The following is a 15,956-nucleotide window of genomic DNA, read 5'->3' on the forward strand; positions in this document are numbered from 1 at the left end:
TCCACTGCGCACCCGGCGGCCACCTCCCGCCCGGCTGCCACCTCCCGCCCGGTCGTAGCCGACACCTCCCACCCAGCCGTAGCCGCCACCGCCCGTCCGACCGCCGCCGTCCCGATAAGCGCTGCCGTCCCGCCGGACCCCTGTGCCATGCTCGGGCCCGTGGAGACCAGGTCCGTCAGCCCGGTGTTCGTCGGACGCGCCGACGAACTGAGGATGTTGAACGACGCGCTCGCCCGCGCCGCCGCCGGGGGCACCTCCGGGGCGGCCGGCACCGGGGGAGAGCCGCAGGCCTTCCTGCTCGGCGGCGAGGCCGGCGTCGGCAAGACCCGCTTCCTGGAGGAGTTCTCGGCCGCCGCCGCCCGCGAGGGCGCCGTCGTCGCCTGCGGCGGCTGTGTCGAGATCGGCGCCGACGGCCTCCCCTTCGCCCCCTTCTCCACCGCCCTGCGCGCCCTGCGCCGCGCCCTGCCCGACGAACTCGCCGCCGCGGCCGCCGGGCAGGAGGAGGAACTCGCCCGGCTGCTCCCCGAGCTCGCGCAGACGCCCGCGGGACGGCCGTACGAGGAGGACGGCATGGCCCGCCTCTTCGAACTCACCGCCCGCCTCCTGGAACGCGTCGCCGCGCACCGCACGGTCGTCGTCGTCCTGGAGGACCTGCACTGGGCCGACGCCTCCACCCGCCATCTGCTCGCCTACCTCTTCCGCACCCTGCGGACCGGCCGTCTCGTCGTGATCGCCACCTACCGCGCCGACGACATCCACCGCCGGCATCCGCTGCGCCCCCTGCTCGCCGAGCTCGACCGGCTGCGCACCGTCCGCCGCATCGAGCTCGGCCGCTTCAACCGGGCCGAGGTCGGCCGCCAGATCGCCGGCATCCTCGCCCGGGAACCCGACACCGCCCAGGCCGACGAGATCTTCGCCCGCTCCGACGGCAACGCGTTCTTCGTCGAGGAACTGGCCGTGGCCGCCCGCGAGGGCTGCCGCACGGGGCTCACGGACACCCTGCGCGACCTGCTCCTGGTCCGGGTCGAGGGGCTGCCCGAGAGCGCCCAGCGGGTCGCCCGGATCGTCGCCGAGGGCGGCAGCACCGTCGAGTACCCCCTGCTCGCGGCCGTGGCGGGGCTCGCCGAGGACTACCTCATCGAGGCCCTGCGCGCCTGCGTCGGTGCCAACATCCTGACCGCCTCGCCCGGCGGCGACGGCTACCGTTTCCGCCACTCCCTGGTCCGCGAGGCCGTCAGCGACGACCTGTTGCCCGGCGAGCGCTCCCGGTTCAACCGCCGCTACGCCGAGGCCCTGGACGCCGACCCGGCGCTCGTGCCGGCCGACGAGCGCGTCACCCGCCTGGCCAGCTACTGGTACCACGCCCATGACGCCGCCAAGGCCCTGCCCGCCGTTCTCGACGCCTCGGTGGAGGCCCGCCGCCGGCACGCCTACGCCGAGCAACTGCGGCTCCTGGAACGGGCGATGGAACTGTGGGAGGCGGTCCCCGACTCCGTACGGGCCGAACTGCGCCCCATCGGCTACGTTGAGGCCTACCCCCCGCTGCCGCCCGAGGGCGGACCCGGGACATCCGCGGGAACCGATCCGGCGGGCGCGCCCCTGGGCTATCTCGACCTGATGGCCGAGGCCGCCGTCGCCGGCCGGCTGTGCGGGGAACGCGAGCGCGCCCTGAAGACGACCCGTCGGGCGCTGCACCTGCTGGAGGACGAGGGCGACCCGCTGCGCGCCGCCTGGTTCTGGATCCAGCGCTCCCGGCTGGTGCAGGCACTGGTCCGCGGCGACGGCTGGAAGGAGCTCGCCACCGCCCAGGACCTGGTGCGCGGACTGCCGCCCTCCCCGGTGCACGCCGAGGTCCTGTCCATGGTGGCCGCCTGGTGCATGGTGCACCAGCCGGGCCACGGTGCCCTCTCCGCGGCCGAACGCGCCGTGGAGTACGCGCAGATGGTGGGCGCCCGGGACACCGAGCTCAACGCCCGGCTCACCCTCGGCGGCCTGATGGTCGACGCGGGGGACGTCGAGGCCGGGCTCGCCGAGATGTACCGGGTCAGGGAACGGGCGAACCTCCAGGACGCCGCGTATGTCGTGGGCCGGCTCCACATCAACCTGCCCTCGCACCTGGAGTCGGTCGGCCGCTCCCGCGAAGCCGTCGCCATCCTGCGCGACGGGGTCGAACTCGCCTGCCGGAACGGCCTGCTGGACACCCAGGCCTGGGTCTGGGGCAACCTCTCCGAATCCCTGTACGCGCTCGGCCGCTGGGACGAGGCCGCCGAGGCCGGGCACAACGCCCTGGCCGTCGGACTCGGCGGCAAGGCCTCCGGGGTGGGGGCGTCCCGGCTGGTGCCGGTGGCCCTGGCCCGCGGCGACCTCGCCGAGGCGGGACGCCAACTGGCCGCCGCCCGCGCACACTTCGGCACCCACGACCCGATGCCCCAGCACACCCTGCCGCTGCTGGGCGTCACCATCGCCCTCGCCGCGGGCGAGGGCCGCTTCCTCGACGGCCGCACGGCCCTGGAGGAGGCCCTGACCACGGGCTTCCCGCCCGGGACCCAGCGTTACGCCTGGCCGTTGCTGCTGGCCGCCGTCACCGCGGAGGCCGACGCCCGCGGGCTGCCCGTCGCCGGCCCCGGCCGCGCCGCGGCCCTGGAGCGCATCCGGGCCGCCGCGCGGAACCTGGCCACCGGAGCGCCGGTCTGGCTCGCCCACGCCGCCTGGCTGCGCGCCGAGCTCCGTCGGGCCGAAGGGGCGGGCACCCCGGACGAGTGGTCTGAGGTGGTCGAGGCGCTCGAACCCCTGGAGCGCCCCTACGACCTCGCCCGAGTCCGTCTCCGCCTCGCCGAGTCCCTGCTACTCACGGGCGCGGCCGACGAGGAGCGCACCCGTGCCGCGGAACTCCTGCGGCTGTCCGGCGCCGCCGCGGAGCACCTGGGCGCCCGGCCGCTCGCCGAGGCCGTCGCCCTGCTCGCCCAGCGGGCCCGCCTCACCCTGGAGCACGCCCCCGAACGGCCCCGGACCGCTCCCGACGACCCTGCCGCCGCGTTCGGCCTCACCAGCCGGGAGCGGGACGTGCTGCGCCTGGTCGCCGCGGGGCACAGCAACCGCCGGATCGCCGAGGAACTCTTCATCTCCCCGAAGACGGCCAGTGTGCACGTCTCGAACATCCTGTCCAAGCTGGACGTCTCGGGCCGCGGGGAGGCGGCGGCCCTGGCCCACCGGCTGCGGCTCTTCCCCCCGGACGCGCCGGACCCGGACACCCCGGACTCCCCGGTGGCCCGGGCGGCCGGCTAGGACGGTGCCGAGGCGCGGCGGCCCGGGGGACCGGCCGGCGAGGGCACGAGCCGTCGGGGGCCGCACCCCCGGGCACCCGCTACTTCACCTCGAGCTCCAGCAGCCGGTCGTCGCCCTTCACGGGTGTGCCGCGGCCGTCGGTCTCGCTCGTGGTCAGCCAGAGCTTGTCGCCGCCCGCGGCGACGACCGTACGCAGCCGGCCGTACCTGTCCTTCAGGAACGCCTCGGGCGGCGCCGACGCCTTGGTGCCGTCGAGCGGGATGCGCCACAGCCGCTGCCCCCTGAGGGCCGCCATCCAGATGGAGCCCTCGGCGTAGGCGATCCCGCTGGGGGAGGCCTCGTCGGTGTGCCACTGGACGACCGGGTCGTGGTACTTCGGCTCGTGGCCGATGCCTTCGACCACGGGCCAGCCGTAGTTGTCGCCCGGCTTGATCTGGTTCAGCTCGTCCCAGGTGTCCTGGCCGAACTCCGAGGCCCACAGCCGCTGTTTGTCGTCCCAGGCCAGACCCTGGACGTTGCGGTGCCCGTACGAGTACACGACCGAGTCCGGGAACGGATTGCCCGGCGCGGGCTCGCCCTCCGGCGTCATGCGCAGGATCTTCCCGCCGAGCGACTTCCTGTCCTGGGCGAGCCCCCGGTCACCCGTCTCGCCGGTGCCCGCGTACAGCATCCTGTCCGGTCCGAAGGCGATCCGGCCGCCGTTGTGGATCACGCCCTTGGGTATGCCCTTGAAGATCGTGTCCGGCGCCCCGAGCTGGTCGCCGGCCGGCCTGCGCGCGTCGTACAGCATGCGCACGATGCGGTTGTCGGACGCCGTCGTCAGATAGGCGTAGACCATGTGGTCGGAGGCGTAGTCCGGCGACAGCGCGATCCCGAGGAGGCCGCCCTCGCCCGCCGGGGCCACCCCGGGCACCTCGCCCAGCACCGTCTTCGCGCCGGTCTTCTCGTCGATCCGGGTGATCGTCCCCTTGTCCCGCGAGGACACCAGCAGCCCGCCGCCGGGCAGCGGCGCGAGGCCCCACGGCGTGTCGAGGTCCTCGGTGACCGTGCGCAGGACCTTCACCGACCCCTTCGCGGGCGGCGTCGCCGCGGGGGTGGCGCCCGGGGCGGAGGACACCTGCGCCGTCCCGCTCCCGCTGCCGGAGGATGCGCCGGCACCCGTCGGCCCCGGACCGCCGCCGGAGGAGCAGCCGGCCGTCACCAGAAGCGCGGTCGTGGCCAACACGACTGTCACTGCTCGAACTTGCACCATCAGTGTCCCTTCGACGCGGCGGTCCTCCTGTTCATACACCGCTCGCGTTCCTCGGGTTCCCGGTCCGGGCGGACGGACCGCGCCGGGCCGGACGGAACGCCGGCCGGACCCGGGGGCGCGGCGTCCTCAGTCCCAGGATCCCAGCGCCCCGGGCAGCCCCGCCACCTCGGCGAGATCCCCGGCCGTCAGCCGCAGCCCGGCCGCCCCCGCGTTCTCGACGGCCCAGCGCTCCCGCTTGGCCCCCGGCACCGGGACGACGTGCGGCCCCTGCGCCAGGACCCAGGCCAGCGCCACCTGCGCCGGGGTGACGGGCAGCGCCCCGCCGTCGTGCCGTCGCGCGACGCGCCGCAGCCCGACGACGATGGGCTGGTTCGCGGCCATCATCTCGGCGGTGAACCGGGGATGGCGGGCCCGCGGGTCGTCGGGCTCGAAGCCCTCGCCCGGCGTCAGCGTGCCGGTCAGGAAGCCGTTGCCGAGCGGCATCGCGGCGAGGAACCCGACACCGCGCGCCGCGCACCACGGCAGCAGCGCGTCCAGCGCCTCGGTCGACCACACCGACAGCTCGGCCTGTACGGCGCTCACCGGGAAGACCTGCTGCACCCGCTCCAGCAGCCGGATCGTTCCGTCGTGCACCCGCGCCCCCGCCCGGCGGCCGGACCCGGCGCCCACCGCGCACAGCCCCAGCGAGCGGACCTTTCCGGCCGCGACGAGCTCGGCCATCGCGCCCCACGTCTCCTCGACCGGCACTTCCGGGTCGGCGCGGTGCAGTTGGTAGAGGTCGATCACGTCCGTCTGGAGCCGGCGCAGCGACGCGTCGCACGCCCGTCTCACATAGCCGGGGCGGCCGTTGGCCACCAGGTGCTGATCACCCACCAGCAGGCCGACCTTGGTCGACACGAAGGCCTCGGAGCGCCGTTCCTTCAGTACGCGGCCGAGGAGCAGCTCATTGGTGAAGGGCCCGTACATGTCGGCCGTGTCGAGCAGCGTCGATCCCCGGTCAAGTGCCGCGTTCACCGCGCGCAGCGACTCCTCGCCGCGCTGTTGTGACCCGGTGTAAGCCCAGCTCATCGGCATGCATCCGAGTCCGACCGCCCCCACTTCGAGCGCCGCGGCCCCGATCGTTCTGCGCTCCACCTGGCCGTGATCCTCCTTCTGCTGGCCCCCAACCTAACCTCTGCGCGCATGGGCGCCTGGCATAACCTCCTGACCATGACCTTTGATGTCTGGCTCCCCTTCCGCGCGGACGAGATCGACGGACTCCCCGAAGGACCCGGCTACCGCTTCTGGGACGGCGGCCGGGAGTTCCCCGCGGATCCCGCCGACTGCGCGTTCTACGTCGTGCCCTACATGAAGCCGTCCGAGGTCTCGCGGCGCCCGATGGCCGAAATGACGTCGGTCCGCGCCGTGCAGACGCTCTCCGCCGGTGTCGACCACGTGCTGCCGGGCCTCAAGTCCCTTCCGTCCGGCGTGCTGTTGTGCAACGCCCGCGGGGTGCACGAGGCGAGCACCGCGGAGCTCACCCTCGCCCTGGTCCTCGCCTCGCTGCGCGGGATCCCCGACTTCGTGCGGGGCCAGGACAAGCAGGAGTGGCGCTCGGGTTTCCGGCCCTCGCTGGCCGACAAGTCCGTTCTCATCGTGGGGTACGGGTCGATCGGGTCCGCCATCGAGGACAGGCTCACGCCGTTCGAGCTCGCGCGGGTCGCGCGCGTCGGGCGCTCCTCCCGTGCCACGGAGCGCGGTCCCGTGCGCCCCCTGTCCGAACTGCCGTCCCTGTTGCCCGAGTTCGACGTGGTCATCCTGTCCGTACCGCTCACGGAGGGCACCCGCGGGCTGGTGGACGCCGGGTTCCTGTCCCGGATGAAGGACGGCGCGCTTCTGGTGAACGTGGCCCGCGGCCCCGTCGTCGACACGGACGCGCTGCTCGCCGAGCTGAACGGCGGGCGCCTCACCGCGGCCCTCGACGTCACCGACCCCGAACCGCTGCCCCCGGGCCACCCGTTGTGGAACGCGCCCGGTCTGCTGGTCAGCCCCCATGTCGGGGGTCCGACCTCGGCGTTCTGGCCGCGCGCCAAGCGGCTGCTCGCGGACCAGCTGACCCGCTTCGTGAACCGGGAGCCGCTGCGCAACGTGGTCCTTACCACCGGCACCTGAGCAACCGCCCGTCGCTCGCTGCCCGCCTCGGGCACCCTCCGCAGTCCCCCGGATGCGGGCAGTCGCGGCATAGTCCCTGGTCGTCACGGAGCGTAGAGGAACTATGTCCCTGAGTGACGAGACTGGTGTATCGTCCCGACAGGGGCTGCGCCGCGCACCGTTCGGCGCCGGGGACGGACTGTGAGACTGCGAGGGGGGCGACGGGCGATGCACGGCCTATGGACCAACGATCCGACGCGGCGGGGCCGCCGCCGACGACCCTGGCGCGCGACCACGCACGGCCACGGTCAGGGCGCCCATCACCACCACCGCAGGCACCAGGCCCGCCGACGGCCCGGACACCCGGCTCCCCGGGACCGGCGCGACGCCGGGGCACGGACAGGGTGGGCCCGGTGAGCTCCCCCGGAGCGCTGCTGATCCGTCGGACGGTGTTCGACGGAGGGACGGGCCTGTTCTCGCAACTCGCGCTGGCCCTGGTGTGCGCGGCCTATGCCGTCGGCTCCGCGCTGGGCTGGGGTTCCACGCGACTCGCGCTGGTCATGGGCGACTTCGGGCTGAGCGTGGCCGCGGGCACGGCGGCGGTCTCCTGCTTCCTCTACGCCCGTAGCCGCCGCAGCGGCTTCCGCCCCGCCTGGCTGCTGTTCTCCCTCTCCTCGGCGATGGCCTCGCTCGGCAACCTGGTCTGGGGGTGGTACGAGGTCGTCCTCGACCAGCCCGTGCCGACGCCGAGTTACGCCGACCTGTTCTTCCTCTGCTTCGCGCCGCCCGCCATCGTGGGCCTGCTGGTGCTCGCCAAACGGCCCGTCACCAAGGCGGGCTGGGTGTGCCTCGCGCTGGACGCCTGGCTGATCGGCGGATCACTGCTCACCCTGTCCTGGAGTCTGGCGCTCGCCCAGGCGGCAAAGTTCGACGGACCGAGCGTCGCCCACACCGCGCTGTCGCTCGCGTACCCGCTGCTGGACATCGCCCTGGTCAGCATGGTGCTCGCCCTGCACTTCCGGCGCTCGTCGGTGAACCGGTCGGCGGTGAACACCGCGATCGGGGCGCTGGCCCTGACCGTGATGTGCGACGCGCTGTTCACCTCGCCCCTCCTGCACAACAGCTACCACTCGGGCCAGCTCCTCGACGCGGGCTGGTTCGCCGGCTCGCTGCTCCTCGCGTACGCGCCCTGGGTCGTCACCCGGCACGGGAACGAGCCCGAGGAGCACGCCGACGAGCACGACCTCGACGCCTACGGCCCGGACCTGCGCGGGCCCGACTCGCGCGGACCGGACGAGCAGGGCTCGGAGGAACACGCGCGCGTGGTGCACGAGGGCATCCCGGGACAGCGCAGGGAAGGGCAGCACGGACCGCCGGGGAGCCACGCGGCGAGCGGACTCCGGGAGGTCCGCCCGCCGTACGGACCGGGAGCCCCGGCGGAGGGTCCCGGTTCCCACGAGGACCCGCACCGGGAGCCGGAGCGCCCGCACGGGCGGAGCCACGGCGAACCCGCGCCCGCCGGCTCCGAGGCCGCCGGACAGGTCCCCGGACCCGGCCGGTACGCGGCGCCGCGCCCGATCACCGGCTCACTCGCCGCCCTGACCCCCTATCTGGCCGCCGCCGTCTGCACGCTGGGGATCCTCTACAACATCCTGAACGGCCGCAGGGTGGACCGCGTGGTGCTGGTCACCGCCGGTCTCGTCGTCCTCGCGCTCGTGGTGCGCCAGGGCATCATGCTGCTCGACAACATCACCCTCGCCCAGGAACTGGCCCAGAAGGAGAACCACTTCCGCTCCCTGGTGCAGGGCTCCAGCGACGTCATCATGATCGCCGCTCCGAACGGCATCCTGAGATACGTCAGCCCGGCCGCCGCCGGGGTCTACGGCCGTGACGCCGAGGAACTCGTCGGCTCCGAGCTCGCCTCGCTCATCCATCCCGAGGACCTCGGCTGCGTGGTCCACGAGGTGCGCCGCTTCCTCGCGGCCAGCCACGCCGAGGAGCCCACCACGCGGATCGAGTGCCGGTTCCGCTCCGGCGACGGCGGCTGGCTCAACGTGGAGTCCACCGTCAACCGGCACCACGGCGGCCTCATCTTCAACAGCCGTGACGTCACCGAGCGCGTGCGGCTCCAGGCGCAGTTGCAGCACAACGCCGAGCACGACCCGCTGACCGACCTGCCCAACCGCGCGCTGTTCACCCGGCGCGTCCAGCAGGCCCTGTCCGGGCGCCGCTCCACCGACCGCGGCACCGCCGTCCTGTTCATCGACCTCGACGGCTTCAAGGCCGTCAACGACACCATCGGACACCAGGCCGGGGACGAACTGCTCGTCCAGGCCGCACGCCGGCTCCAGGACTCCGTCCGGCACGGCGACACCGCAGCCCGGCTCGGCGGGGACGAGTTCGCGGCCCTGATCGTCGGCGACGGCGGCCGCGACCGCACCGCCCGCGAGCAGCAGATCCTGGAGCTCGCCGACCGGCTGCGGATCCGGCTCTCGCAGCCGTACTGCATCGACGGCAACGATGTCCGGGTCGCCGCGTCCATCGGCGTCGGCTTCGCCGAACCGGGCCTCGGCGCCGGTGAACTGCTGCGCAACGCCGACCTCGCCATGTACCGCGCCAAGGCCGCCGGCAAGGGCCGCGTCGAGCTGTACGCCCCCCAGATGCAGCAGGACGTCGTCCGCAGGGCGGAACTGGCGACCCGGCTGCGCTCCGCGCTCCAGGACGGCGAGTTCGCCCTGCTGCACCAGCCGGTGGTCTCGCTGGAGAACGGCCGGATCGCCTCGGTCACCGCACAGGCGCGCTGGCGTTCCTCCCAGGGGGTGCTCTTCACGCCCGCCGAGTTCCTGCGGGTCGCCGAGGACGGCGAGCGGACCGCCGAACTCGGCCGCTGGATGCTCGACGAGGCCGTCGGGCAGGCCGCCGAACGCACCGCCGCGGGTGTCGCGGTGCCGGTCACGGTCCGGATGACGGCCCGGCGTCTGGTGGACCGCTCGATGCCGCTGGGCTCCGTCGAGTCCCTGCTGACCCGGCACGGGCTCGCCTCGGGCGGCCTGATCATCGAGCTGTCCGACACCGACCCGAGGGTCCCCCTGGACGAGCTGGAGCGCCGTCTGAACGCGCTTCGGCGTCTCGGGGTACGGATCGCCCTGGACGGCTTCGGCAGCGGCTACGCGGCGATCACGGCGCTTCGGCGGCTCCCGGTCGACGTACTGCGCATCGACCGGAGCCTGGTCGAGGGGGTCGTCGAGTCCGCCAGGCTGCACAAGATCACCAGCGGGCTGCTGCGGATCGCCGCCGATCTGGGGATGCAGTCCGTGGCCGACGGGGTGGATCTTCCCGAGCAGGTCGTCGCCCTGCGCGCGATGGGCTGCACCCATGGGCAGGGCATGGCGTTCTCCGGGCCGCTGGACGAGTACCGGCTGCGCAGAGCACTGTCTTCCGGCCACTTTCCGGTGCCGAGCGGACCCGCCGAGCCGGTGTTCGCCGGTGGTGGCGGCGCGGGGGTGTATACGGGAGGAGTGCCTGTCGTACTGAGCGGCGGAACAGCCCTCCGCTCACATAATGAGACTCCCGTCCCACCCACTTGACAGTCGGTGCGTGCCGGGGGGAGGGTCAATGCCATGCGCACCCGAATTCTCGTACTTGGAAAGCGCGTCGGCTGAAGCTAGGTGATCACCGGAAAGGTCCGGAACACCCAGCGACCGCACCCGGCGCGCTCCCCTCGCTTGCCTCACGGCACGAGGGGTTTTTTGTTGCACAGGCACCAGTCGTACACCGCACAAAAGTCGCAAAAACCCTCAGCATCGAGAAGAGAATGCCGATGACCGAGCAGGCCACCGGGGCCCACCATCCGCAGCCGCGGCCCCGTTCCGGAGGACAGCAGTCCGCCCCCGAGCACGTCACGGGTGCGCAGTCCCTCATCCGCTCGCTCGAGGAGGTCGGGGCCGAGACCGTATTCGGCATTCCCGGCGGTGCGATCCTTCCGGCCTACGACCCGCTGATGGACTCCACCCGGGTGCGCCACGTGCTCGTGCGCCACGAGCAGGGAGCCGGCCACGCGGCCACCGGCTACGCCCAGGCCACCGGCAAGGTCGGTGTCTGCATGGCGACCAGCGGCCCCGGTGCGACCAACCTGGTCACCCCGATCGCCGACGCCCACATGGACTCGGTGCCGCTCGTGGCGATCACCGGCCAGGTCGCGTCCAAGGCGATCGGCACGGACGCCTTCCAGGAGGCGGACATCGTCGGCATCACGATGCCCGTCACCAAGCACAACTTCCTGGTCACCCGGGCCGAGGACATCCCGCGGACGATCGCGGAGGCCTTCCACATCGCCTCCACCGGCCGGCCCGGCCCGGTCCTCGTCGACATCGCCAAGGACGCCCTCCAGGCCCGGACCACCTTCCAGTGGCCGCCCGTCCAGGACCTGCCCGGCTACCGTCCGGTGACCAAGCCGCACGCCAAGCAGATCCGCGAGGCCGCCAAGCTGCTCAGCCAGGCCAAGCGGCCCGTGCTGTACGTCGGCGGCGGCGTCATCAAGGCCCGCGCCACCGCCGAGCTGAAGGTCCTCGCGGAACTCACCGGAGCGCCCGTCACCACCACCCTGATGGCGCTCGGCGCCTTCCCCGACAGCCACCCGCTGCACGTGGGAATGCCGGGCATGCACGGTTCGGTCACCGCCGTCACCGCGCTGCAGAAGGCCGACCTGATCGTCGCCCTCGGAGCCCGCTTCGACGACCGCGTCACCGGCAAGCTGGACAGCTTCGCCCCGTTCGCCAAGATCGTCCACGCCGACATCGACCCGGCCGAGATCGGCAAGAACCGCGCCGCCGACGTCCCGATCGTCGGAGACGCCCGCGAGGTCATCGCCGACCTGGTCCAGGCGGTCCAGAAGGAGCACAGCGAGGGCAACGCCGGCGACTACACCGCCTGGTGGAGCGACCTCAACCGCTGGCGCGAGACCTACCCGCTCGGCTACGAGCAGCCCGACAACGGCCAGCTGTCCCCGCAGCAGGTCATCGAGCGCATCGGCCAGCTGGCCCCGGAGGGCACGATCTTCGCGGCCGGCGTCGGCCAGCACCAGATGTGGGCCGCGCACTACATCCAGTACGAGAAGCCCTCCACCTGGCTGAACTCCGGCGGCGCCGGAACGATGGGCTACGCGGTCCCCGCCGCGATGGGCGCCAAGGCCGGACAGCCGGACCGCACGGTCTGGGCGGTCGACGGCGACGGCTGCTTCCAGATGACCAACCAGGAACTCACCACCTGCGCCCTGAACAACATCCCGATCAAGGTCGCCATCATCAACAACGGCGCCCTCGGGATGGTCCGCCAGTGGCAGACCCTCTTCTACAACCAGCGCTACTCCAACACCGTGCTGCACAGCGGCCCGGACGCGGACGGCAAGCAGCCGAGCGCCGGCACCCGCGTCCCCGACTTCGTCAAGCTGTCGGAGGCGATGGGCTGCCACGCCATCCGCTGCGAGTCCCCGGACGACCTCGACAAGGTGATCGAGGAGGCGAACGCGATCAACGACCGCCCGGTCGTGGTCGACTTCATCGTCCACGAGGACGCGATGGTGTGGCCGATGGTCGCCGCCGGCACCTCCAACGACGAGGTCATGTTCGCCCGGGACGTCCGCCCCGACTTCGGCGACAACGAAGACGACTGAGAGAGAGCCGAGTCAGACCCATGAGCAAGCACACCCTCTCCGTCCTCGTCGAGAACAAGCCCGGTGTCCTCGCCCGGATCACCGCCCTGTTCTCCCGGCGCGGCTTCAACATCGACTCCCTCGCCGTCGGTGTCACCGAGCACCCCGAGATCTCCCGCATCACCATCGTGGTGAACGTGATCGAGGAACTCCCGCTCGAACAGGTCACCAAGCAGCTCAACAAGCTCGTCAACGTCCTGAAGATCGTCGAGCTGGAACCCGGTTCGGCCGTTCAGCGGGAACTCGTTCTGGTGAAGGTGCGCGCCGACAACGAGACGCGCTCCCAGATCGTCGAGATCGTGCAGCTGTTCCGTGCGAAGACCGTCGACGTCTCCCCGGAGGCCGTCACGATCGAGGCCACCGGCGGCGCCGACAAGCTGGAGGCCATGCTCAAGATGCTGGAGCCGTTCGGCATCAAGGAGCTCGTCCAGTCCGGCACGATCGCGATCGGGCGCGGGGCGCGTTCGATCACCGACCGGTCGCTGCGCGCGCTGGACCGTTCGGCCTGAGACGGCAGTACACCGGTGCACGGGCGGGCCGCCCACCCCGACCCGCCCGTATACCGAGACCCGAGAACTTCACTTCCCCCGCCCGCCGTACGGTGGGACGCAACACCGGAAATACCGGAAAACAAGGAGAACCCCAGTGGCCGAGCTGTTCTACGACGACGACGCCGACCTGTCCATCATCCAGGGCCGCAAGGTCGCGGTCATCGGCTACGGCAGCCAGGGCCACGCCCACGCGCTGTCCCTGCGCGACTCGGGTGTCGACGTCCGCGTCGGTCTGCACGAGGGCTCCAAGTCCAAGGCGAAGGCCGAGGAGCAGGGCCTGCGCGTGGTGACCCCGGCCGAGGCCGCGGCCGAGGCCGACGTCATCATGATCCTCGTCCCGGACCCGATCCAGGCCCAGGTCTACGAGGAGTCCATCAAGGACAACCTGAGCGACGGCGACGCGCTGTTCTTCGGCCACGGCCTGAACATCCGCTTCGGCTTCATCAAGCCCCCGGCCGGCATCGACGTCTGCATGGTCGCGCCCAAGGGCCCCGGCCACCTCGTGCGCCGCCAGTACGAAGAGGGCCGCGGCGTCCCCTGCATCGCGGCCGTCGAGCAGGACGCGACCGGCAACGCCTTCGCGCTTGCCCTGTCGTACGCCAAGGGCATCGGCGGCACCCGCGCCGGCGTCATCAAGACGACCTTCACCGAGGAGACCGAGACCGACCTGTTCGGTGAGCAGGCCGTCCTCTGCGGTGGCACCGCCGCCCTGGTCAAGGCCGGCTTCGAGACGCTGACCGAGGCCGGCTACCAGCCCGAGATCGCGTACTTCGAGTGCCTGCACGAGCTGAAGCTCATCGTCGACCTCATGTACGAGGGCGGCCTGGAGAAGATGCGCTGGTCCGTCTCCGAGACCGCCGAGTGGGGCGACTACGTCACCGGCCCCCGCATCATCACGGACGCCACCAAGGCCGAGATGAAGAAGGTCCTCGCCGAGATCCAGGACGGCACCTTCGCCCGCAACTGGATGGACGAGTACCACTCGGGCCTGAAGAAGTACAACGAGTACAAGACCCAGGACGAGAACCACCTCCTGGAGACCACCGGCAAGGAGCTGCGCAAGCTCATGTCGTGGGTCAACGACGACGAGGCGTAAGCCCTGCGACGGGGGCCGGGGCTGCATGCTCCGGCCCCTTCGTCGAACCCCGGGTAACGCCCGTGGACACGGTGTTGGACATCCCGTCCAGCCACGGAAGGGTGATCCTTCCGCAGAGGCGCAGGACGACCTGTCCGGCGCCACTACACTGCTCCACATCACCAACGCGTCAGGCCCACAGCGTCGTGCGTCTTCCACGCGGCTCGAGCAGCCCCCCAAGAAGTGCAGGTACATTCCGGGGCCGCTAAAACCCTCCACCGCCTGCGGCCGTCGGGACGGCCGTCCGCATTGGACTTGTGAGGACTCACGTGAGCTCGAAACCTGTCGTACTCATCGCTGAAGAGCTGTCGCCCGCGACCGTAGACGCCCTGGGCCCGGACTTCGAGATCCGGCACTGCAACGGCGCGGACCGTGCCGAGCTGCTGCCCGCCATCGCCGACGTCGACGCCATCCTCATCCGCTCGGCCACCAAGGTCGACGCCGAGGCCGTCGCCGCCGCCAGGAAGCTGAAGGTCGTCGCACGAGCCGGCGTCGGCCTGGACAACGTAGACGTCTCCGCCGCCACCAAGGCCGGCGTGATGGTCGTCAACGCCCCCACCTCCAACATCGTGACCGCCGCCGAGCTGGCCTGCGGTCTCCTCCTCGCCACCGCGCGCCACATCCCGCAGGCCAACACGGCGCTGAAGAACGGCGAGTGGAAGCGCAGCAAGTACACCGGTGTGGAGCTCGCCGAGAAGACCCTCGGTGTCGTCGGCCTCGGCCGCATCGGCGCGCTCGTCGCGCAGCGCATGTCGGCGTTCGGCATGAAGGTCGTCGCCTACGACCCCTACGTCCAGCCCGCGCGGGCCGCGCAGATGGGCGTGAAGGTCCTGACCCTCGACGAGCTGCTCGAGGTCTCGGACTTCATCACCGTGCACCTCCCGAAGACCCCCGAGACCCTCGGTCTCATCGGCGACGAGGCCCTGCACAAGGTCAAGCCGACGGTGCGCATCGTCAACGCCGCGCGCGGCGGGATCGTCGACGAGGCGGCGCTGTACTCGGCGCTCAAGGAGGGCCGCGTCGCCGGCGCCGGCCTCGACGTGTACGCGAAGGAGCCCTGCACGGACTCCCCGCTGTTCGAGCTCGACGAGGTCGTCTGCACCCCGCACCTGGGCGCCTCCACGGACGAGGCCCAGGAGAAGGCCGGCATCTCCGTCGCCCGCTCGGTGCGTCTCGCCCTCGCCGGTGAGCTCGTGCCGGACGCGGTCAACGTCCAGGGCGGCGTGATCGCCGAGGACGTCAAGCCGGGTCTGCCGCTCGCCGAGAAGCTCGGCCGCATCTTCACCGCCCTCGCGGGCGAGGTCGCGCTCCGCCTCGACGTCGAGGTGTACGGCGAGATCACCCAGCACGACGTGAAGGTGCTCGAACTCTCCGCGCTCAAGGGCGTGTTCGAGGACGTCGTCGACGAGACCGTGTCGTACGTCAACGCCCCCCTGTTCGCGCAGGAGCGCGGCGTCGAGGTCCGGCTGACCACGAGCTCGGAGTCCCCCGACCACCGCAACGTGGTCACCGTGCGCGGCACGCTCGGCGACGGCCAGGAGGTCGCGGTCTCCGGCACGCTGGCCGGTCCGAAGCACCTGCAGAAGATCGTCGCCGTCGGCGAGTACGACGTGGACCTGGCGCTCGCCGACCACATGCTCGTCCTGCGCTACGAGGACCGTCCCGGTGTCGTCGGCACCGTCGGCCGCATCCTCGGCGAGTCCGGCATCAACATCGCCGGCATGCAGGTCGCCCGCGCGAACGTCGGTGGCGAGGCCCTCGCGGTCCTCACGGTCGACGACACGGTGCCGGCCGGTGTCCTCACCGAGCTGTCCGCCGAGATCGGCGCGACCTCGGCGCGGTCGGTCAACCTCGTCTGAGGCCGTCGGGCGACGGCTTCCCCCGCGACGGCCG

The 15,956-nt window shown here is 72.2% G+C and carries 9 protein-coding genes; 7 read left to right on the forward strand and 2 right to left on the reverse strand.

The window, feature by feature from the left end:
* Window positions 1-147: 147 nt before the first annotated feature.
* On the forward strand, window positions 148-3,285 hold the full coding sequence (locus tag IO36_RS23325) for a helix-turn-helix transcriptional regulator (protein WP_051900848.1): 3,138 nt from the start codon (window positions 148-150) through the stop codon (window positions 3,283-3,285).
* Window positions 3,286-3,364: 79 nt separating this feature from the next.
* On the opposite strand, the gene IO36_RS23330 is transcribed toward IO36_RS23325, so the two are convergent.
* On the reverse strand, window positions 3,365-4,537 hold the full coding sequence (locus IO36_RS23330) for a PQQ-dependent sugar dehydrogenase (RefSeq protein WP_037622737.1): 1,173 nt from the start codon (window positions 4,535-4,537) through the stop codon (window positions 3,365-3,367).
* Window positions 4,538-4,663: 126 nt separating this feature from the next.
* A complete protein-coding gene (locus IO36_RS23335) occupies window positions 4,664-5,671 on the reverse strand; it encodes an aldo/keto reductase (protein ID WP_037622644.1) in 1,008 nt (335 codons plus the stop codon).
* 75 nt (window positions 5,672-5,746) lie between these two features.
* On the opposite strand from IO36_RS23335, the gene IO36_RS23340 reads away from it, so the two are divergent.
* The 6 genes from IO36_RS23340 to serA all read left to right on the forward strand — a co-directional run bounded on the left by IO36_RS23340 (window position 5,747) and on the right by serA (window position 15,922).
* Entirely contained in the window at window positions 5,747-6,688 is a 942-nt protein-coding gene (locus tag IO36_RS23340) for a 2-hydroxyacid dehydrogenase (RefSeq protein ID WP_037622646.1), read from the forward strand.
* Between the two features lie 392 nt (window positions 6,689-7,080).
* Window positions 7,081-10,254, forward strand: coding sequence for a putative bifunctional diguanylate cyclase/phosphodiesterase (locus IO36_RS23345; protein ID WP_051900849.1), 3,174 nt, complete (start codon window positions 7,081-7,083; stop codon window positions 10,252-10,254).
* 227 nt (window positions 10,255-10,481) lie between these two features.
* Window positions 10,482-12,338, forward strand: a complete 1,857-nt coding sequence (locus IO36_RS23350; protein ID WP_037622649.1) for an acetolactate synthase large subunit — start codon at window positions 10,482-10,484, stop codon at window positions 12,336-12,338.
* Window positions 12,339-12,358: 20 nt separating this feature from the next.
* Complete coding sequence (ilvN, locus tag IO36_RS23355) at window positions 12,359-12,886, forward strand: acetolactate synthase small subunit (protein WP_037622651.1); 528 nt, start codon at window positions 12,359-12,361, stop codon at window positions 12,884-12,886.
* A 136-nt stretch (window positions 12,887-13,022) separates the two neighbouring features.
* Window positions 13,023-14,024, forward strand: a complete 1,002-nt coding sequence (gene ilvC / locus IO36_RS23360; RefSeq protein ID WP_037622653.1) for a ketol-acid reductoisomerase — start codon at window positions 13,023-13,025, stop codon at window positions 14,022-14,024.
* Between the two features lie 308 nt (window positions 14,025-14,332).
* Entirely contained in the window at window positions 14,333-15,922 is a 1,590-nt protein-coding gene (gene serA, locus IO36_RS23365; protein WP_037622655.1) for a phosphoglycerate dehydrogenase, read from the forward strand.
* The last annotated feature ends 34 nt before the right edge of the window (window positions 15,923-15,956 follow it).

Source organism: Streptomyces aureus (assembly GCF_000725495.1).
GTDB classification, from domain to species: domain Bacteria; phylum Actinomycetota; class Actinomycetes; order Streptomycetales; family Streptomycetaceae; genus Streptomyces; species Streptomyces aureus_B.